We start from the raw sequence: 17,680 nt of genomic DNA, 5'->3' as shown, positions 1-17,680 counted from the left end.
AAGGAGAAGAACGCCGTGGCCGACACCAACAAGCCCGTGATCCAGACCTCCGGAAAGGCCAACTGACATGTTCAACCGCACCAACACCGCCGGTACCGACAAGGCCGCGCTCAAGGCGACGATCCGCAACGCCGGCCGCAAGAACGCGCCCGAGCCCAAGGCCGAGCCCGAGCGCCGGGTGACCTGCCGCATCTGCAACGGAGCGGGCCGCGTCGGCAGCGAGTACCTCAGCAAGCAGACAGGCCAGCTCACCCGCCAGATGTGCAGCCCGTGCAACGGCGCCGGGCAGGTGACCGCATGACCGCCCCCGTCCCCGCCGCACTGCTGGTCACCCGCGCCACCGGCAGCGTCGTCGACCACTGGGCCAACCCGGAAGGGTCGTCGGCCTCGCCGCCTCAGGTCGTGATCACCTCGTTCGGCTACCGCCACGCCGCGGCGCCTGAGGCGGACATCACCCTCGACGTGCGGCGGAACCTCCGAGACCCGCACACCAGCCCCGGCATGCGCCGCCGCACCGGCAGGTCCCCGAAGGTCCGGCGGCACGTGCTAACGACCCCGGGCGCCCGTGAGCTGATCCGCCACACCGTGGTGAGCGCCCTGGACCTGATGCTCGCCACCGGCTGGCGCGTCACCATCGCCACAGGGTGCGCGGGTGGCCGCCACCGGTCCGTCGTCCTGGCCGAGGAGATCGCCCGGCTGATCCGCCGCGAGGGAATCACCGCCACCGTGCATCACCGCGACATCGGCAAGCCCGTCCTGCCCTCGGCCACCGGGGCGGGTGCGTGATGGCCGTGTTCGCCGCCGTCTTCGTCGCCCTGTTCGCTGCCCACTCGGTGGGGGATCACTGGGTGCAGACCCATCACCAGGCGTGCGCCAAGGGAGCGCCTACCGCCGCCGGACGGCTGGCCTGCCTGCGCCACGTGGTCACCCTCACCGCCACCAAGACCGCCGCGCTGGCCGCGCTCGCCCTGGTGACCGGCCTGACCCTGCACCCGATCGCGCTGCTGGCTGGCCTGGGAGTGGACGCCCTGTCGCACTACTGGGCTGACCGGCGCATGACGCTGGCTCGGCTGGCCGAGGCCCTCGGCAAGGGCGGCTTCTACCGCCTCGGCGCCCCGCGCCCCGGCACCGACGACGCCCCGCATCTGGGCACCGGTGCCTACGCCCTCGACCAGTCCTGGCACATCGGGTTCCTGTTCATCGCCGCCCTCATCATCGCCGCCTGAAAGGCAGGTGCATTCCATGCCCGTCCACAACCACCACGGCCCGGTCAAGGTCACCAAGAACGGCCGGATCATCATCGACGGCCAGCAGGTCGGCATCACCGCCCTCACCTTCGACACCACCACCGACGACGACACCCGCGACACCGATGAGGAGAACTGAGCCGTGACCAAACAGTGCGACAACCGCAGCGTCGGCGTCCTGATCGCCGACCAGGCCGGCCGGTACCTGATGTTCGACCGCAACACCTTCCCTCCGGGCGTGGCCGGTGCCGCCGGACACGTCGATGAGCACGGCAGCTTCCTCGACGCCGCCCGCGCCGAGGTCAGCGAGGAACTCGGCTTGAGCGTGCTCTCGCTGACCCCGGTGCCGCTGAACTGGCCGGTGGCCACCCCGTGGCGCGACAACCGGTGCCGCCGCCTGCCCGGCCCCTCCGGCGTCGGTCACCGCTGGCACCTCTACCGTGCCCAGACCGCCGGCACCCTGGCGCCCTCGGCGCGCGAGACTCGCAACGTTCGCTGGCTGACCACCGTCCAGCTCCAGGCCCTGGCCGAGCGCACCGCCGCCTACGCTCACGGCCACCTCACCGACGCCGCGTTCGCCGAGCTGCCGGGGATCGAGCCGGTGTGGGTGGCCTGGCTGATGGCCGCCGGCCTGGTCACCGTCCCGCTCGACGACCTGGCCCGAATCGACCAGCTGGCCGCCGATGGCGCGCTGTCCGGTGCCGCTTGTTCCCGGATGGAGGACCGATGAGCACCACCACCCCGACCCCCGAACCGTCCCCCGAGGACGTGGCGCGTGGCCTGGCCGAGCTGGAGCGTCATCTCGGCGAGCAGGCCCCGCACCTCCCGGTCACCCCGCCGTCGCGGCCGGTCGAAGCCGACGGCCAGACCAAGCGCGTGCAGCGGTTGCGCGCCGAGGTCGCCGAGGCTCACCAGCTCGCCCTATTGCAGGGCGATGACGCGCCGCTGCTGGTGGACACCGCCAAGGTGCGCAAGCGTCGCAAGCAGGCACGGGAAGCGGCCCGGCTGCACGAGCTGGGCCAGGACCCGGCGATGCGCGCCTGGCAGGCCGCCCGGATGCGCCGCCTGCTGGTGGCCGCGGCCATGGTGTCGCTGACCCTCGCGCTGGCGTGGTCGACGGCCGGTGTGCAGACCTTCGCCGCCGACGGCGCCCCGGCCTGGTCACCCTCATGGGTGTTCGCCTGGCTGGTCGAGCCGTTCATGTCCCTGGCCCTGCTGGTCGTCGTCGGCGCCCGCGCCTACCTCGGCACCCGCGGACAGCCCATCGACTCGCCCACCCTGGTCCGGATCGAGTGGCTGTTCCTCGCGCTGACCCTCGGCATGAACGCCTGGCCCTACCTTCCCGGCGTCGCCACCGAGTTCAGCATCTCCCGGTTGGTCCTGCACATCCTCGGCCCGGTCGTCGCGGTCGCCATCGTCACCGCGCTGCCGATCATCCTGGCCGCCTTCACCCGCCTCGACCACGGCACAGAGGCAAGATCCGGTAACCCCCTTACTCCCCTGGAGTACAGGGAGAACACCACCGCCGATCTCGACCTCGATCCCGACCCGGGCGAGCGCTCCGACGGCCTCGGCTTCCACTTCGTGACCGCGCACGTGCGCTCCCTGATCGCCGCCGGAGAGCTCCCTCCCTATCCCAGCGCCGCGGCGATCCGCCGCGCTGCCCGGTGCGGGATGGACACCGCCCGCGCCGTACGCGACGCACTGATCGAAGGAGAAACCCGATGACCACGAAGATCCCGCCCACCCACCCCGTCACCCCCGGAAGCATCTGGCGCGACCGCCGCGACCTGTTCGGCTCACGCACGCTGCGTGTGGAGCGCATCGAGAACGGACGCGCCGTCTGCGTCACGCTGACCAACTCCTACGAGGTACAGCGGCAACTCACCCTGGCCGCCAAACGCCCCCAGGACAGCCCACTGCATAACACCCGCGACATGCGCGGCTCCACCACGCGCATCCTGCTCGACCGCTTCCGCCCCACCGCCCACGGCCTCGACCTCATCACCGCCGACGCCGAGACCCCCAACCGCACGTCGTCCCCGAACCGTCCCGTACGGGACGCGGCCCCCACTCCGCCAAGAACAGTGGCCGCGCCCCGCAACCCCGCCACCATCAATCAGCACGAGGTGACCTCATCATGACCGACATCCCGACCGAGACCAACGGCCACCGCCCGGAATGGCCCTTCGACCTCACCCCCATCCCCGAGCAGGGCGGACCGGTCGACAACGACCCGCGCGCAGACGTGGTCAACGTGGCCGAGGTGGCCGAGGTGGTGTCCCTCGACACCGCCCGTGAGCGCCGCCACCCTTACCCGCCCACCCCCGCGGCCCCGGAGCAGGACCCCCGGGTGTTGCAGGGCGAGGTCATCCGGGTGGACCTGCCCGGCGGAGTCGATCGTGACTGGCGGGCCGAGCTGGAGGAGAAGAACCGCACCCGCCGCCCGGTCGTCCCGCTGTGGCTGCGCTCGCGCACCGAGGCGATCGAGACCCTGACCTGGGCAGGACAGTACGGCGCCTACGTGGCCGGCTACCAGCTGTCCCGCACCCCGCTGTACGCCGGACGGCTGGCCGCCCGCTCCCCGCGCGGCCTGGCCCGCCTCATCTACGGCATGGTCCGCTGGACCTTCGACCTGGAAGGCGAGCCCGTCCGGCTGACCGCCGTGCAGAAGGCCGACCCCGAGGCGTACCTGAAACTGTCGCGCCAACGGGACTCCCGCGTGCGGCTGCGGGTGTGGGTGACCGGGACCGCGCTGGTCACGCTGCTGATCGCCTCCCTCATCGTCGCGTCCGCGCCCACCGCCGCGCAGTGGTCGGCGCTCGCGGTCGCCCTGGCGGTGCTGGGCATCATCGGCCGGCCCGCCGACCGCCCCCTCATCGATCGCGCGGTCATCCCGACCCGGGTGGAGAAGCTCACCAGCGACATCGTGGTGCGCGCGCTGACCGTGCTGGGGGTGTCCGGTCTGAACGCCAAGGCCGATGTGTCGTTCGTCGCGCCGATCACCCGCGACGGCCCCGGGTGGCGAGCAGATGTGGACCTGCCCTACGGGGTGACCGTGACCGACGTCATGGACAAGCGCGAACGCCTGGCCTCCGCGCTGCGTCGCCCGCTGGGCTGCATCTGGCCCGAGGGCGATTCCAGCATCCACGAAGGCCGGCTGATTCTGTGGGTCGGCGACAAGGACCTGTCCAAGACCATCGTCAAGTCCCCGTTCGAGAAGGCCGGCTCACACGATGTGTTCAAGGGCATCCCGTTCGGCAACGACCCCCGAGGCCGCCTGGTCACGGTGCCGCTGATCCAGCACAACATCCTGATCGGCTCTCTGCCCGGCCAGGGCAAAACCGCCTCGGTGCGCGAGCTGGCCGCCGGCATCGTGCTCGACCCCACCACCGAGCCGTGGTTTCACGAGCTCAAGGGCACCGGTGACCTCGACCCGTACGAGAAGGTCTGCCACCGCTACGTCTCCGGCATCGAAGACGCCGCCATCGGTTATGCCGCCGACTCCCTGGCGCTGCTACGCAAAGAGGTCATGCGCCGCTCGGCCGCGCTCAAGGCACTGCCGCCGGACCTATGCCCGGACAAGCGCGTCACCCGCCAGATCGCCGACAAGCGCTCCCTGGGCCTGCACCCGCTGGTGTGCATCATCGACGAGTGCCAGAACCTGTTCGCCCACGCCCAGTACGGCGCCAAGGCCGGCGAAGACGCCGAGTTCATCATCAAACTCGGTCGCGCCCTGGGCGTGGTGCTGATCTTGGCCACCCAGCGCCCCGACAAAGACAGCCTGCCCACCGGCATCTCTGCCAACGTCTCCATCCGGTTCTGCCTGCGGGTCGCCGGGCAGATCGAAAACGACATGATCCTGGGCACCTCGGCCTACAAGAACGGCATCCGCGCCACGGTGTTCGTGCCCGAGGCTGATGCCGGGACCGGCTACCTGGTCGGCGCGACCCCGATGCCCAAGGTCGTCAAGGCCGCTTACCTCGATACCCCCGCCACCCAGCGCATCGCCGACCGCGCGCACGTCCTGCGCGTCGCGGTGGGCGTGTTGTCCGGTCACGCCGCTGGCGAGCAGCCCGAAGCCACTGCCCCCGCCTACGACCTGCTGGCCGATATCGCCGCCGTGCTGGCTGCGGGTGAGGCCAAGATCTGGAATGAGGTGGTGGTGGACCGGCTGGCCGAACTGCGGCCGGAGGTCTACGGGCTGTGGGCCGAGCAGGAGGGCAGCGCCAAGACCGCTCAGCTCACCGGTGCCCTGAAGCCTTACGGCATCAAGTCGGGTCAGGTGTGGGGCACGCCGGCCGGGGGCGGTAAGGGCGCCAACCGGATCGGCATCGTCCGCGACGACATCCTGAGCGCCATCACCGAGCGTGACGGAAAGAAGGGGTCCGGCGCCGGTTCCTGAGCCCGGATTCGCCTCTAGGTCTAGAGGCTGCCCCCTCTAGACCTAGAGGCCCGCCTAGAGCCCCATTCGCTGACTTACCAGCGACCTAGCGCCTAGAGCGCCACCTGCGAAAACCCCGAAAACGGCCCCGGAGGCCACCATGAGCCCCGTCATCGTCCTGCTAGGACTCTGCCTAATCATCGTCACTCTCTGCTACCTGCTTCGGTGCCTGATATCCCCGTGGGGCACCTGCACCCGGTGCCGGCCCGGCGGCAGGAACCGCACCTGCCGCGCCTGCAACGGCACCGGCATGCGCCCCCGCCTCGGCTGGCAACTGTTCGTCCACTTCCGCCGCCTGCACCGCGACGGCACCCGATGATCGGCCGCACCTACCTGGAGCGCGGCAAGCCCGTCGTCGTCCTGATCCGCTGGAGCGGCCCCGGCCCCCGCAACGTCCTGATCCGCCGCGAAGACAACTCCCTCGTGGTGCGCCCCTTCCGCGGCCTGCGCCGCCCCACCCCCACCACATCCGCCCCCTCCACGAGGAGCATCTGATGGGCCGCCGCCAGGTACTGATGCCGATGCTGCCCGGCATGCCCGACGCCGTCGCCGGCCGACCCGCCAAAGCCCACGCCCGGCCGCCCCTGCGGACCCTGGAGCAAGCCATTGCCCGGAGCCGCGACATCATCGCCGAAGCCCTGGAGCGCTACCCCATCGTTGCCCGGCAAGCACTGGTGTCGGGCGGCAATGACTCCTCCGTCCTGCTGCACCTGGTGCGCGACTACCTCGACTCCTCACCCCACGACGCGGTAGTGCACGTCAACACCGGGATCGGGATCGACGACACCCGCCAGCACGTGCGTGACCTCACCGCGGCATGGAATCTGCCGCTACGCGAGCTGCACCCGCGCGACTCCTACGAAGACCTCATCCTCGGCCAGGTCATCGCCCGTACCGGACCCAACGCCGGCATCCGCTCAGTATGGAAAGGCTTCCCCGGCCCGGGCGGACACGGCGTGATGTACCGGCGCCTGAAGAACGAACCCCTGCAACGCAACCGCGCCGCCATCATCGGCACCCACGGCCGCTCCCAAAAAGTCCTCTACCTAGCCGGGATGCGCTGGGGAGAGTCCGACCGGCGCTTTCGCAACGCCGCTGAAATCGACCCCGACGGCGGGATCATCTGGTGCTCACCCCTGGTGCACTGGACCAACGAGCAGATGCGCCAATACCGCGAGCTCCACCTGATCCCCCGCAACCCGGTCGCCGAACACCTGCACATGTCCGGGGAATGCTTGTGCGGCGCTTATGCCAAACCTGGCGAGCTCGATGAGATCGAGTTCTTCTACCCGCGCACCGCCTACCGCATCCGCTCCCTGGAAAAGAAGGTCGAAGCCGCCGGGATGCCGGCGTGCAAATGGGGCCAGGCCCCACCCGGCGGCAAACAGCCCAAGCCCGGCAGTGTTCCGGGCCGGCTGTGCTCATCGTGTCCGGCACCGCTGGCCGACCAACAGATGGACCTGATGGACCTATGGGCCCAAAGCGGTCTCCTCACCCCCACCACCACCCCCGCGCCAGCCCTCGTTCCAGTTCCGATTCCGGAGGTGGCCGCATGAACCCGCCCGCAACGCTGCGCTATGCGCTAGCCGCCGCTGCCCGCGGCTGGCACATCTTCCCCGTCACCATCGGCGACAAGGTGCCGCTGACCGGGTTTCGGTGGAAGCAGCACGCCACCACCGACCCCGAGGTAATCGGCCGGATCTGGGCGCGTCAGCCGCTCAACATCGGCATCTCCTGCGGCCCGTCGCGCCTGGTGGTGGTAGATCTCGACCTGCCCAAACCCGACGAGCAGATCCCCGAGCGGTGGAGGCGGCCCGGGGTCAACGACGGCGCCGACGTCTTCGCCCTGCTGTGCGAGGAAGCCGGGCAACCGGTGCCGCTGGAGACCTTCCAGGTTCGCACCCGCCGCGGTGGTTTGCACCTGTACTTCACCGCCCCCGACGACATCCCTTTGACCAACACCTCCGGAGATCAGGGCAACGGACTCGGCTGGCGGATCGACACCCGCGCCGGAATTGGCTACGTCGTCGGCCCCGGCAGCTTCGTGGACCTGCCCGACGGCGCCGGCACCTACGAACCGATCCACACCGTCGACCCCGCGCCGCTGCCCGGCTGGCTGGCCGAGCGGCTGCGCCCGGAGTCGCTGCCGCCGCAACAGCCCATCGTGCTCACCCTCAGTCCAGGCCGCCGCGGCTCCTACCTGGACACTGCCACCCGCGCCAGCCTGGAGGCCATCGCCGCCGCCCCTGAGGGAAGCCTGAACCTCACCCTGTGGGGGGCCGCGGTCTCCCTCGGCCAACTCGTGGCCGGCGGCGCCCTGAACGCCACCGCCACCGAAGACCTGTTGACCGAGGCCGCTGTCCGCGCCGGCCACCCCGAGACGGCAGCGCGCCGTACCATCCGATCCGGGTTCCGCAAGGGCGCCAACCGGCCTCGGAGCGTGCCCGCATGACCACCACGACCCGCGTCCAAGTCGGCTCCGGACCCGAAACCATCCGCGTCCTGAAGGCCGCGCTGGTGGATGAGCTGCTGCCCGACACCTACGTCTCCGGCGGCGCCCTGGTCCACATGGAGACCATCTCCGGCGGGCAGACCAGCCCCGCCGCCGATGAGGACTCGCCCTTGCCGGTCACCGCCAGCCCGCTCACCCCCTCCACGCTCGCCGGGTTGTTGGCAGAGCACGCCTACGTCTACCGGATGCGCTCGCGCAAGGACGGCGCCGGCGGGGTGGAGACCTATGAGGAGGAGGTCACCCCGCCCCGCGAGATCCTGTCCTCGGTACTTGCGGGCAAGACCTGGCCCGGTGTGCCGACGCTGCGCGGCGTGATCGGCGCCCCGGTGCTACGCCGAGACGGCACCCTGCTCCAACATCCCGGCTACGATCCGGCCACCGGCCTCTACCTGGCCGCGAAGGTCGCGCTGCCGCCGGTGCCCGATGCCCCGAGCGCCGAGCAGGTGCATGCGGCGCGGGACTTCCTGCTCAACCGGTTACTACGGGACTTCCCCTGGGCCAGCGAAGCCGACCGGGCTAACTACCTCGCCCTGCTGGCCACGCCGATCCTGCGGCACTACACCCGCAGCCTCACCCCATTCGCCCTCATCGACGCCACCATGCCCGCCTCCGGTAAAAGCATCCTCACCGGCGGCCCCGGCATGCTGTATGGCCAGCGCGTCATGCCCTGGGCCTACGCCGAGGAAGAACTCCGCAAGAGCATCACCGCCGTGTTCGCAGAGCAGGTCGGGGTGGTGGTGTGGGATAACCTCGCCGAAGGCACCGTCATCGACTCACCCACCCTCGCCCTGCTCGTCACCGCCGGTGTCTGGTCGGACCGCCAGTTGGGCGCCTCCCGGAACATCGCCACCGTCAACGACCGGCTCTGGATGGCCACCGGCAACAATCTCCAAGTCGGCGGAGACATGGCGTCCCGTACCGTGCGCGTTCATCTCGACCCGAACATGCCGCGGCCCGAGCAGCGCGACCAGTCCCGGTTCGGCATCCCGCACCTGGACCAGTGGATCACCGTCCCGGCCAACCAGCTCACCGTGCTGTGGCATCTGCTGATCCTGGTGTTGGACTGGACCGGCCACGGCGCTCCCCGGGCCGCCACGGTGTCAATGCGCCAGTTCACCCCCTGGGCGCAATCCCTTGGCGGATTCCTGGCCCATCACCACGTTGACGGGTTCCTGGCCAACGCCGCCGACATCCGCGACATCGACGAAGACGAGAGCCGCTGGCGGGCGTTCCTGTCCTGCTGGCACGGCCAGCACGGCTCGGCGCCCATGACCGCCGCCGACCTGCGCCGCTCGGGTGAGCCTTCCCGGGTCGGCTTCGACGAACACGACAGCTGGGACGGTCAGTTCATCACCACCGCCACCGGCCGCATGCCCAACGCCCTGGCCCTGGGACGGCTGCTCACCGGGCAGATCGGCCGGTGGCGTGGTGACTACGTAATCCGCTCGGCCAAGAACGACCGTGGCGACCGAAACACGTTTTGGGTCGAGTCTCACGGCTCTCTCACCCCTCAAAACCGCTGAAACATCTCCGCATCTCCGCAACCAGTCGTTGACCAGCGAAAACTCTTGCGGAGATGCGGATCTGCTATCTCCGCACATCTCCGCATCTCCGCACTTTTTGCGGAGATGGAGGCCGTTTGCGGAGATGGCCCGATCGGGAAATCTCTATCTCCGCATGCATCACCCCAGCTCAGAGGCATTTTTGCGGAGATGCGGAGATGCGGAGATGTTTCAGCCCTCCCTGCAAGAGCCGCACCTGCCCGACATTCCGGCCCCGCTCATTCGCCCTTGGAAGGACCGCTCTCCATGACCACCCCAGCGCCGGACAGTGTCCGGCCCGCCCTGGCCGCCAGCACAGACCCGGGGGACATGCCCTTGTTGCTCAAGGTCGAAGAGGCCGCGGAACAGCTCAGGATCAGCCGAACCCGGATGTGGCACCTCGTAACGAGCGGCACCGTGCGGTCCGTCTTCATCGGCCGACTCCGCCGAGTGCCGATCGAGTGCCTGCACGAGTATGTGACCAAGCTGCTGGCCGACAACGGCCAGCGCCAGAAGACCGCGGCCTGAGGGGGATTGAATGGGACGTAAGCCGAACGGCGCCTCATCGATCTACCTGGGCAAAGACGGTAAATGGCACGGGCGGGTGACCATGGGTGTCAAGGACGATGGCACCCCGGATCGTCGGCACGTGAAGCGTAAGAATGAGTCCGAGGTCATCAAGGCGGTTCGCGAGCTGGAGCGAGAACGCGACAGTGGAGCCGTTCGTAAGACCGGCCGGTGGACCGTCGCGAAGTGGCTCACCCACTGGATCGAGACCATCGCCATTCCGCCGGCCATCCGCGCGACGTCACATTCGGGCTACCGGGTAGACGTCTACACCCACCTGATCCCCGGCATCGGAGCACACCGGCTCGAAAAGCTGACTCCTGAGCACCTCGAAAAGCTCTACGCCAATATGCAGCGAGCAGGGAAGTCCGCAGGGACCGCCCATCACGTCCACAGAACGGTCCGTACGGCTCTCAACGTGGCCGTACGGCGCGGATATCTCATCCGGAACCCTGCCACCCTCGCCAAGGCTCCGACGCTCAGTGAGGAGGAGGTGGAGCCGTACGACCTCGCCGAGATTCAGCGGCTGCTCAAGGCCGCTGGCGCGCTGCCCCGTAACAGTGCGCGGTGGGCCGTCGCGCTCGCCCTCGGACTCAGGCAGGGCGAGGTTTTAGGCATGCGGTGGGTAGATGTGGACCTCGACCGGGGGACCCTCCGCGTCCGGCGAGGGCGCCAGCGCCCGAAGTACGCCCATGGGTGCGGGGAGACCTGTGGAAGGAAGGCGGGGTACTGCCCGGAGCGTAAGCAGACCAACCCCGACACGGCCGATACCAAGTCGCGGGCAGGTCGACGCACGATCGGGCTTCCCGGCCAGCTCGTCACGCTGCTTCGCAGGCATCGGGAGGAACAGGCCAGGGATCGGACGGACGCCCGGCAGCTCTGGGAAGACGGGGGATGGGTGTTCGCCACTCCGACCGGCCAGCCGCTCAACCCGAACACTGACTACCACCAGTGGAAAGATCTACTCAAGGCCGCCGGACTCCGAGACGCCCGGCTGCACGACGCCCGGCACACTGCCGCGACGGTTCTCCTGATCCTGGGAGTACCCATGCCCACGGTCATGTCGATCATGGGGTGGGCGAGCGCCGACATGGCCAAGCGCTACCAACACGTCACCGACCCCATCCGGCAGGCCGTCGCGCAGCAGGTTGGCGGGCTGCTCTGGCAGGCCGAGGAAGACGCGTCGGATGGGGGAGAAAACCCTTCCAAACAGGCCAACTGAGACCCAAACTGAGACCCTGACGCACGAAAGCCCGCTCCGAGATGGAGCGGGCTTTCGTGTTACGGCTGGTGGTGCTGGCGGAGGATAGGAGATTCGAACTCCTGAGGGGTTGCCCCCAACACGCTTTCCAAGCGTGCGCCCTAGGCCAACTAGGCGAATCCTCCGTGGAGAAGCTTACCGAACTTTCGGAGCGGTACGGACCATTGATTTCCGACACCGACCACTCGGATCTGAGGCTAGACTGAACATCGACCCCTCGCGCGGCGTCATCCTGTGAACCTCCCCAGGGCCGGAAGGCAGCAAGGATAAGCGGGCTCTGGCGGGTGTGCGAGGGGTCTCTTCGTTTCAGACCCCTCGCAGGTGGGATCGCCGCATGAGTCTTGCGCTGTACCGCAAGTACCGGCCCGGGACCTTCTCCGAGGTCAAGGGGCAGGAACACGTCACAGACCCGCTGCGCCAGGCGCTGCGCAGCGGGCGCATCAACCACGCCTACCTGTTCAGCGGGCCCAGGGGATGCGGTAAGACGTCCAGCGCGCGCATCCTGGCCCGCTCCCTGAACTGTGAGAAGGGCCCGACCCCCGACCCGTGCGGGGAGTGCGAGTCCTGCGTGGCGCTGGCGCCCACCGGCCCCGGCCACCTCGACGTCATCGAGATCGACGCCGCCTCGCACGGTGGTGTGGACGACGCCCGCGACCTGCGCGAGCGGGCCTTCTTCGCGCCGGTGTCGTCGCGCTTCAAGATCTACATCATCGACGAGGCGCACATGGTGACCCGCGAGGGTTTCAACGCGCTGCTCAAGCTCGTCGAGGAGCCTCCCCCGCACCTGAAGTTCGTCTTCGCGACCACCGAGCCGGAGAAGGTCATCGGGACGATCAAGTCCCGGACCCACCACTACCCGTTCCGGCTGATCCCCCCGGCCGCGCTGCGCGCGCTCATGGAGGAGATCCTCACCTCGGAGAAGGTCCCGTTCGAGCCCGCCGCGCTCCCGCTGGTGGTCAGGGCGGGCGCGGGCTCGGCCCGCGACTCGCTGTCGATCCTCGACCAGTTGTTCGCAGGGTCGGACGAGGCGGGCATCACGTACGCCCGCGCGGTCTCCCTCCTCGGCTACACCGACGGCGACCTGCTCGACGACGTGGTCGCGGCCTTCGCCGGTCGTGACGGCGCGCTGGTGTTCCAGGTCGTGAACCGGGTGATCGAGGGCGGTCACGACCCCCGGCGGTTCGCGATGGACCTGCTGGAGCGCTTCCGCGACCTGGTGATCCTGGCCAACGTGCCGGAGGCGGCCACCAGCGGGCTGCTCGACCGGCCCGGCGACGAGCTGGAGCGGCTCCAGGTCCAGGCGGCCTCGATGGGCCCGGCCGAGCTGACCCGCGCGGCGGAGATCCTCAACGCGGGGCTGACCGAGATGCGCGGGGCGGCCTCGCCCCGGCTGCTGCTCGAACTGATGTGCGCCAGGATCCTCCTTCCCGGCGCCGCCCAGGGCGAGGCGGCGCTGCTCACCCGCCTGGAGCGGCTGGAGAAGGGGGGAGTCGTCGCGGCTCCCGCCCCCGTGCCCCTCCCGCACCAGGCTCCCGCCCCCACACCGGCGGTTCACGCGGCGCCCCCCTCGCAGCCGGAGACGCCCGCCGCTCCGGCCTCCGCCGCCGCGCCCGCCGAGCGGTCCGGTGGCCAGGGCGACGACTGGCCCGCGGCGGTCAGGCCCGGCGCACCGGCTCAGGGGCAGCAGGGTCAGGGACGGCAGGGGCCGGATCAGGGGCAGCGGGCACAGGCGCCCGTCCAGCAGTCCCCCGAGGCCCCCGGCGCGTCCGCGCCGGTCGACACGGTGACGGCGTCCGGTTCGGGGGCCGGGACCGTGCAGCAGGCGTGGCCCCAGGTGCTCGCGGCGCTCAAGCGGCGCAGCATCGTCGTGTGGGCCAACGTCAACACCAACGCCCAGGTGGTCGGGGTCGAGGGCAAGATCGTCACTCTCGGGTTCGCTCAGGTCGGCGCGATGAGGAACTTCACCGGCGGTGGCAAGGACGCGGTCGTCGCGGCGGTGCTGCAGGAGGTCCTGGGCGGAAACTGGAAGGTCGAGGCCGTCGTCGGTGGCGGGCCCGCTCCTTCCGGCGGGGGCCGCACCCCGGCTCCGAGGCAGCCCCCGGCCCCCCAGCGTCCCGCTCCCCAGCACCCCGCCCCCCAGAGCCAGGAACCGCAGGCGCCGGCACCGCAGTCTCCGTCCCAGGCGCCCGCCCCTGCGGCTCCGCGGGAGGCTCCGCCCACGCAGGCCCCGCCCGCGACGGACGAGTCCTGGCCGGACGCCCCCATGCCGGAGGATCCGGGCTCGCCTCCCCCGCCGAGCTCCATGCCGACCCCCGGTCTGGCCGCCGCCCGTTCGGCGGCCAGAGCGGCGGCCCAGGCCGGTCCCAGGACGGCGGCCAAGACCGGTGCCAAGGCGGCGGCCTGGCCCGACGCGGTGCCCGCCCGCGGTGCTCGCGGCACCGCCCCCGACCCCGACGAGGTCGACCCGCTCAACGACGCGGACGCCGACGTCGACGCGCTCACCGGCATGGCCCTCCTCCAGCGCGAGCTGGGCGGCCAGGTCATCGGCGAGATCGACCACACCTGACGATCGGCACCGCCGTAATCGATCGGCACCACCATGATCGGCCTCATCTGACGATCCGCCGCGCCTGACGGGTTTTCCGCCGCCTGTGTCCGCCGCCCGGTTTCCCCGCGCGGGGTCTTCGCGATCGCGCGTACGAACCCGCTGCCCGAGGCCCGGCTCAGGGGCGTCGGCGTGGTGGGATCAGGGCAGGTCGACGCCGCCGAGGCGAATCCGGGCGGCCACCGCGCGGTGGTCGTGGCGGGGCAGCGCGACGACGAGGCGTTCGAGGATCTGGATGTCGTTCCTGCCGTGTTCGGTCTCCGCGTAGGCCCACAGGTCCTCGGGGCCTCCCCGCCGCAGCAGGCGGGCCCGTACCTGCCCCTCCAGTTCCTCGCGTTCGAGGCGCAGGGCGGGTGCCTCGGAGCGGGGCAGCAGGGGGCCGCGGTAGGCGCGGGCGACCTGGGCGGCCTCGTCGGTCGCGAGCAGCCGCTTGAGCTCCAGGAAGTCGGCCTCCACGACGCAGGCCAGGCGGTACGGCTTGGCGGCGATCGTACGGCCGAGCTGGGCGCGGAGGCGGTGGATCTCGGCGCGGACGGTCACAGGGTTCCCCGCGTCGCCGTACAGGTGGAAGGAGAGCTGGGCGGCGGTCATTCCCCGGGGGTTGAGGGCGAGCATCGCGAGGATCTCGGCGTGGCGCAGGGAGAGCGACAGGCGGATCCCGTCGAGGTGCGCCGAAGGGTGTTCGGCGCCGAGGAAGGACAGGGCGAGCACGGCCCCCCGGGCCTGGCCCGCGAGGCGGAGCAGGAAGCCGTCGTCGCCGAGATTCTCCAGGAAGGCGCTCCGCCCGTCGGACAGGGTCACCCGGTCGCCCGCCCCCGGCAGGCGTACGCGGGTGTCCCACTGCCGCGCGTCGTTACCGGCGATGATCCGCCCGGTCGTGGTGACCAGGGCGCCGGGCTCGCCGCGCAGCGTGCTCAGGTGCCGCTCGTGGCGGCGTCTGAGCCGCTCGTCGCGTTCGAGCATGCGCAGAGTGAGGTGGCTCTCGGCCAGCCGCGCCGCGGCCTCGACGAGGGCGACGCTCGCCGGGTGCATGGCGCGCGTCCTGCCGCTGACGTCGACGCAGCCCAGCAGGTCGCCACTGTCGGGGTCGACGATCGGCGCGGCGGAGCACGACCAGAGGTGGAGCGCCCTGACCAGGTGTTCGGCGGAGAATACGTGCAGGGGCCGCCGGGTGGCGAGCGCGGTGCCCAGGCCGTTGGTCCCGATCGCGTCCTCGCTCCAGTCGAAGCCGTCGGCCAGCCCCACCTCGTCGGCGCTCTCCATCGTCCGGTGGTTGCCGTCGCGCCAGAGGACCCTGCCGTGGGCGTCGGTGACGAGCAGGATCTGGTCGTCCGCGTCGGCGGCCTCCAGGAGGGTCCCGGTGATGATCGGCAGAAGCCTGCTCATCGGGTGCGCCGAGCGGACCTCGCGGATGTCCTCGCCCTCGAAGGCGAGGGGGGCCGATCTGGTGTCGGGGTCGACCCCGGCGTCCAGTGAACGCCGCCACGACGCGGAGATCACGCCTCTGGGGCCCTCGCCCGTCGGTCGCTCGCCCCTGATCAGTGCCTCGTGCAGGCGCCGCAGCCGCGACGAGTAGGAGTCGAGGTTGGCCATCTGGACAGCTCCCCGGTGGCTGTCGCGCACATATCCCCCCGGAATAGAGCCGATGGCCGAAGCATCGGCGGTCGAGACCCCGCCCGCAACCCGTTCGGCCAAAGAGGGTGTGCGAAGGGTGAGTGAACGATCGCAACGTGTGTGCAACCTTCGAAGGGTTACCTTCCGATCACACGCCGTCGTGTGCGGCCGCTCCGGCGCGTGTCGCGTCGGGTCTCGGACGTCTGGAGGGGGGCCCGGGGCCCGACGGGGGTTTAATCCCCATCCTGGGGGAACGCGTGCTCGCTCCAGTACAACACCCGGCCCGAACCCCGTAGGCTCGTGACGACCGATGTCACGGACGAGGAGCACAACGACGGTGAACCCAGGGGATGTCAACCTGCAGCAGCTGCTGGAGCAGGCACAGCTCATGCAGCAGCAGCTTGTGAGCGCCCAGCAGGAGCTGAACGACGCGGAAGTCGAGGGCTCCGCGGGCGGCGGACTGGTCGTGGCCACGGTCAACGGCGGGGGCGAGCTGCTCGAACTCAAGATCAGTCCCGAGGCCGTGGACCCCGGCGATCCCCAGGAGACGGCCGACACCATCGCCGACCTGGTCATCGCCGCCATTCGCGACGCCGTGCGCGCCGCCGCCGACCTGCAGCAGGAGAAGCTCGGTCCCCTCGCGCAGGGGCTGGGTGGCGGGGGCGGGCTCGGCCAGCTTCCCGGGTTCTAGGTCATGTACGAAGGGGTCGTCCAGAACCTGATCGACGAGCTGGGGATGCTTCCCGGCGTCGGTCCCAAGAGCGCGCAGCGCATCGCGTTCCACCTGCTGGCCGCGGAGCCGGCCGACGTGAAGCGGCTCGCGCACGCTCTGCTGGAGGTCAAGGAGAAGGTCCGCTTCTGCCGGGTCTGCGGCAACGTCGCCGCGGAGCAGGAGTGCCGGATCTGCCGCGACACCAGGCGCGACCTCCACGTGATCTGTGTCGTCGAGGAGTCGAAGGACGTCGTGGCCATCGAGAAGACCCGTGAGTTCCGGGGCCGCTACCACGTGCTCGGCGGGGCGATCAGCCCGATCGACGGCGTCGGCCCCGACGACCTGAACATCCGGGATCTCATGACCCGCCTGGCGGACGGCCAGGTCACCGAGCTGATCCTCGCCACCGACCCCAACCTTGAGGGGGAGGCGACGGCGACTTATCTCGCCCGTCTGGTCAAGCCGATGGGACTGAAAGTGACACGACTGGCCAGCGGTCTGCCGGTAGGCGGTGACCTCGAGTACGCGGACGAGGTCACCTTGGGCCGCGCGTTCGAAGGAAGAAGGCTCCTTGATGTCTGACGATTTGATGTCCGACGATGCGTGGAGCGGTCTCGCGGAACGGATCGCGGAGCACGCCAAGAACTACATCGACGGCCTGACCCGGCTGGCGGGCGGTGAGGGCGGCGACGCCATCCTGCCGCTGCTGCTGGTGGAGGTCGCGCAGGTCAGCTCGGCGGGCGCGCAGCTCGGCGCGAGCCGGGACGTGATCCTGTCGGGCAACTGGGAGCCGCATCTGGGCGAGGACCCGGACGTCGACGCCGTCCGTACGGCTCTCGCCGAGAGGCTGGGGCCGGTCGACGACTACGCCGAGGTCTTCGACCCCTACAAGGACACCGTGGTCACCCCGTACCGCCTGTCGGACGACCTGACGGCGGTGGCCGCCGACCTTCTGCACGGTCTGCGGCACCACAAGGCGGGGCGCCCCCTCGAGGCGCTCTGGTGGTGGCAGTACTCCTATTTCAACACCTGGGGCAACCACGCCGGAGCGGCGATGCGGGCACTTCAGGCGCTTGTCGCCCACACGCGGCTCGATGTCGCGGAGGAGCGCACAACGGTGTGATCGTCCACATACTGGTTTGATCAGAGGGCCTCAGCAAGGGCGCCAGTAGACTGT

At 70.2% G+C, this 17,680-nt stretch carries 20 protein-coding genes, 1 tRNA gene and 1 other RNA gene; 20 read left to right on the top strand and 2 right to left on the bottom strand.

Translation table 11 applies throughout. The features are described 5' to 3' along the window. Positions 1-67 precede the first annotated feature (67 nt). The 15 genes from OG587_RS06975 (at position 68) to OG587_RS06905 (ending at position 11,533) form a co-directional block, all read left to right on the top strand. Positions 68-301 carry a hypothetical protein gene (locus OG587_RS06975; protein ID WP_329087947.1) on the top strand — a complete coding sequence of 78 codons (234 nt, stop codon included), beginning with the start codon at positions 68-70 and terminating at the stop codon, positions 299-301. Continuing rightward, positions 298-786 (top strand): RapZ C-terminal domain-containing protein, encoded by a 489-nt coding sequence (locus OG587_RS06970; RefSeq protein WP_329087946.1) that lies wholly within the window; start codon positions 298-300, stop codon positions 784-786. Before OG587_RS06975 ends, OG587_RS06970 begins: the two co-directional genes overlap by 4 nt. Beyond that, entirely contained in the window at positions 786-1,226 is a 441-nt protein-coding gene (locus OG587_RS06965) for a DUF3307 domain-containing protein (RefSeq protein ID WP_329087944.1), read from the top strand. The genes OG587_RS06970 and OG587_RS06965 overlap by 1 nt, the downstream gene beginning before the upstream one ends. A 16-nt stretch (positions 1,227-1,242) precedes the next feature. Continuing rightward, complete coding sequence (locus OG587_RS06960) at positions 1,243-1,386, top strand: hypothetical protein (RefSeq protein WP_329087942.1); 144 nt, start codon at positions 1,243-1,245, stop codon at positions 1,384-1,386. A 3-nt stretch (positions 1,387-1,389) separates the two neighbouring features. Next, a complete protein-coding gene (locus OG587_RS06955) occupies positions 1,390-1,977 on the top strand; it encodes an NUDIX hydrolase (protein ID WP_329087940.1) in 588 nt (195 codons plus the stop codon). After that, on the top strand, positions 1,974-2,975 hold the full coding sequence (locus OG587_RS06950; RefSeq protein ID WP_329087938.1) for a hypothetical protein: 1,002 nt from the start codon (positions 1,974-1,976) through the stop codon (positions 2,973-2,975). Before OG587_RS06955 ends, OG587_RS06950 begins: the two co-directional genes overlap by 4 nt. Further along, positions 2,972-3,391, top strand: a complete 420-nt coding sequence (locus tag OG587_RS06945; RefSeq protein ID WP_329087937.1) for a hypothetical protein — start codon at positions 2,972-2,974, stop codon at positions 3,389-3,391. Before OG587_RS06950 ends, OG587_RS06945 begins: the two co-directional genes overlap by 4 nt. Continuing rightward, entirely contained in the window at positions 3,388-5,652 is a 2,265-nt protein-coding gene (locus tag OG587_RS06940) for a cell division protein FtsK (RefSeq protein WP_329087935.1), read from the top strand. Before OG587_RS06945 ends, OG587_RS06940 begins: the two co-directional genes overlap by 4 nt. Positions 5,653-5,791: 139 nt before the next feature. Then, positions 5,792-6,010: a hypothetical protein gene (locus tag OG587_RS06935; protein WP_329087933.1), complete on the top strand. Its 219-nt coding sequence runs from the start codon at positions 5,792-5,794 to the stop codon at positions 6,008-6,010. After that, positions 6,007-6,186: a hypothetical protein gene (locus OG587_RS06930; protein ID WP_329087931.1), complete on the top strand. Its 180-nt coding sequence runs from the start codon at positions 6,007-6,009 to the stop codon at positions 6,184-6,186. The genes OG587_RS06935 and OG587_RS06930 overlap by 4 nt, the downstream gene beginning before the upstream one ends. After that, entirely contained in the window at positions 6,186-7,247 is a 1,062-nt protein-coding gene (locus tag OG587_RS06925) for a phosphoadenosine phosphosulfate reductase family protein (RefSeq protein ID WP_329087929.1), read from the top strand. The genes OG587_RS06930 and OG587_RS06925 overlap by 1 nt, the downstream gene beginning before the upstream one ends. Beyond that, the gene (locus OG587_RS06920; RefSeq protein WP_329087927.1) at positions 7,244-8,143 is read left to right on the top strand and encodes a bifunctional DNA primase/polymerase; all 900 of its coding nucleotides are present in this window, start codon (positions 7,244-7,246) and stop codon (positions 8,141-8,143) included. The genes OG587_RS06925 and OG587_RS06920 overlap by 4 nt, the downstream gene beginning before the upstream one ends. Beyond that, positions 8,140-9,726 (top strand): hypothetical protein, encoded by a 1,587-nt coding sequence (locus OG587_RS06915; protein ID WP_329087925.1) that lies wholly within the window; start codon positions 8,140-8,142, stop codon positions 9,724-9,726. The genes OG587_RS06920 and OG587_RS06915 overlap by 4 nt, the downstream gene beginning before the upstream one ends. 285 nt (positions 9,727-10,011) lie before the next feature. Then, on the top strand, positions 10,012-10,272 hold the full coding sequence (locus OG587_RS06910; protein ID WP_329087923.1) for a helix-turn-helix domain-containing protein: 261 nt from the start codon (positions 10,012-10,014) through the stop codon (positions 10,270-10,272). 121 nt (positions 10,273-10,393) lie between these two features. Next, entirely contained in the window at positions 10,394-11,533 is a 1,140-nt protein-coding gene (locus tag OG587_RS06905; RefSeq protein ID WP_329087921.1) for a tyrosine-type recombinase/integrase, read from the top strand. A gap of 75 nt (positions 11,534-11,608) precedes the next feature. On the opposite strand, the gene OG587_RS06900 is transcribed toward OG587_RS06905, so the two are convergent. Next, positions 11,609-11,697 (bottom strand) — tRNA-Ser (locus OG587_RS06900). 83 nt (positions 11,698-11,780) lie between these two features. Here OG587_RS06900 and ffs point away from each other — a divergent pair. Together ffs and OG587_RS06890 are read left to right on the top strand one after the other, a co-directional pair. Beyond that, an RNA gene (gene ffs, locus OG587_RS06895) (signal recognition particle sRNA small type) lies at positions 11,781-11,876 on the top strand. A 30-nt stretch (positions 11,877-11,906) separates the two neighbouring features. Then, entirely contained in the window at positions 11,907-14,138 is a 2,232-nt protein-coding gene (locus tag OG587_RS06890; protein WP_329087920.1) for a DNA polymerase III subunit gamma and tau, read from the top strand. Positions 14,139-14,318: 180 nt separating this feature from the next. On the opposite strand, the gene OG587_RS06885 is transcribed toward OG587_RS06890, so the two are convergent. Then, a complete protein-coding gene (locus tag OG587_RS06885; protein WP_329087918.1) occupies positions 14,319-15,770 on the bottom strand; it encodes a GAF domain-containing protein in 1,452 nt (483 codons plus the stop codon). A 358-nt stretch (positions 15,771-16,128) separates the two neighbouring features. On the opposite strand from OG587_RS06885, the gene OG587_RS06880 reads away from it, so the two are divergent. From OG587_RS06880 to OG587_RS06870, 3 genes are read left to right on the top strand one after another with little or no spacing between them, the layout of a single operon-like run. Then, positions 16,129-16,482 (top strand): YbaB/EbfC family nucleoid-associated protein, encoded by a 354-nt coding sequence (locus OG587_RS06880; protein ID WP_329087916.1) that lies wholly within the window; start codon positions 16,129-16,131, stop codon positions 16,480-16,482. 3 nt (positions 16,483-16,485) lie between these two features. Further along, positions 16,486-17,085 carry a recombination mediator RecR gene (gene recR / locus OG587_RS06875; protein ID WP_329087914.1) on the top strand — a complete coding sequence of 200 codons (600 nt, stop codon included), beginning with the start codon at positions 16,486-16,488 and terminating at the stop codon, positions 17,083-17,085. After that, on the top strand, positions 17,078-17,626 hold the full coding sequence (locus tag OG587_RS06870) for a DUF5063 domain-containing protein (RefSeq protein WP_386260759.1): 549 nt from the start codon (positions 17,078-17,080) through the stop codon (positions 17,624-17,626). The genes recR and OG587_RS06870 overlap by 8 nt, the downstream gene beginning before the upstream one ends. Positions 17,627-17,680: the final 54 nt, after the last annotated feature.

The sequence above is a fragment of the Streptosporangium sp. NBC_01469 genome (assembly GCF_036227305.1).
In the GTDB taxonomy this organism is placed as follows: domain Bacteria; phylum Actinomycetota; class Actinomycetes; order Streptosporangiales; family Streptosporangiaceae; genus Streptosporangium.
Note: the sequence above shows the minus strand (reverse complement) of the source record. Positions and strands in the feature narration are given on the sequence as shown.

Bases quoted from the DNA above. Each gene is read 5' to 3' on its own strand.
- OG587_RS06975 (WP_329087947.1), top strand. From the start codon at position 68: ATGTTCAACCGCACCAACACCGCCGGTACCGACAAGGCCGCGCTCAAG.
- OG587_RS06970 (WP_329087946.1), top strand. From the start codon at position 298: ATGACCGCCCCCGTCCCCGCCGCACTGCTGGTCACCCGCGCCACCGGC.
- OG587_RS06965 (WP_329087944.1), top strand. From the start codon at position 786: ATGGCCGTGTTCGCCGCCGTCTTCGTCGCCCTGTTCGCTGCCCACTCG.
- OG587_RS06960 (WP_329087942.1), top strand. From the start codon at position 1,243: ATGCCCGTCCACAACCACCACGGCCCGGTCAAGGTCACCAAGAACGGC.
- OG587_RS06950 (WP_329087938.1), top strand. From the start codon at position 1,974: ATGAGCACCACCACCCCGACCCCCGAACCGTCCCCCGAGGACGTGGCG.
- OG587_RS06945 (WP_329087937.1), top strand. From the start codon at position 2,972: ATGACCACGAAGATCCCGCCCACCCACCCCGTCACCCCCGGAAGCATC.
- OG587_RS06940 (WP_329087935.1), top strand. From the start codon at position 3,388: ATGACCGACATCCCGACCGAGACCAACGGCCACCGCCCGGAATGGCCC.
- OG587_RS06935 (WP_329087933.1), top strand. From the start codon at position 5,792: ATGAGCCCCGTCATCGTCCTGCTAGGACTCTGCCTAATCATCGTCACT.
- OG587_RS06930 (WP_329087931.1), top strand. From the start codon at position 6,007: ATGATCGGCCGCACCTACCTGGAGCGCGGCAAGCCCGTCGTCGTCCTG.
- OG587_RS06925 (WP_329087929.1), top strand. From the start codon at position 6,186: ATGGGCCGCCGCCAGGTACTGATGCCGATGCTGCCCGGCATGCCCGAC.
- OG587_RS06920 (WP_329087927.1), top strand. From the start codon at position 7,244: ATGAACCCGCCCGCAACGCTGCGCTATGCGCTAGCCGCCGCTGCCCGC.
- OG587_RS06915 (WP_329087925.1), top strand. From the start codon at position 8,140: ATGACCACCACGACCCGCGTCCAAGTCGGCTCCGGACCCGAAACCATC.
- OG587_RS06910 (WP_329087923.1), top strand. From the start codon at position 10,012: ATGACCACCCCAGCGCCGGACAGTGTCCGGCCCGCCCTGGCCGCCAGC.
- OG587_RS06890 (WP_329087920.1), top strand. From the start codon at position 11,907: ATGAGTCTTGCGCTGTACCGCAAGTACCGGCCCGGGACCTTCTCCGAG.
- OG587_RS06885 (WP_329087918.1), bottom strand. From the start codon at position 15,770: ATGGCCAACCTCGACTCCTACTCGTCGCGGCTGCGGCGCCTGCACGAG.
- recR (WP_329087914.1), top strand. From the start codon at position 16,486: ATGTACGAAGGGGTCGTCCAGAACCTGATCGACGAGCTGGGGATGCTT.
- OG587_RS06870 (WP_386260759.1), top strand. From the start codon at position 17,078: ATGTCTGACGATTTGATGTCCGACGATGCGTGGAGCGGTCTCGCGGAA.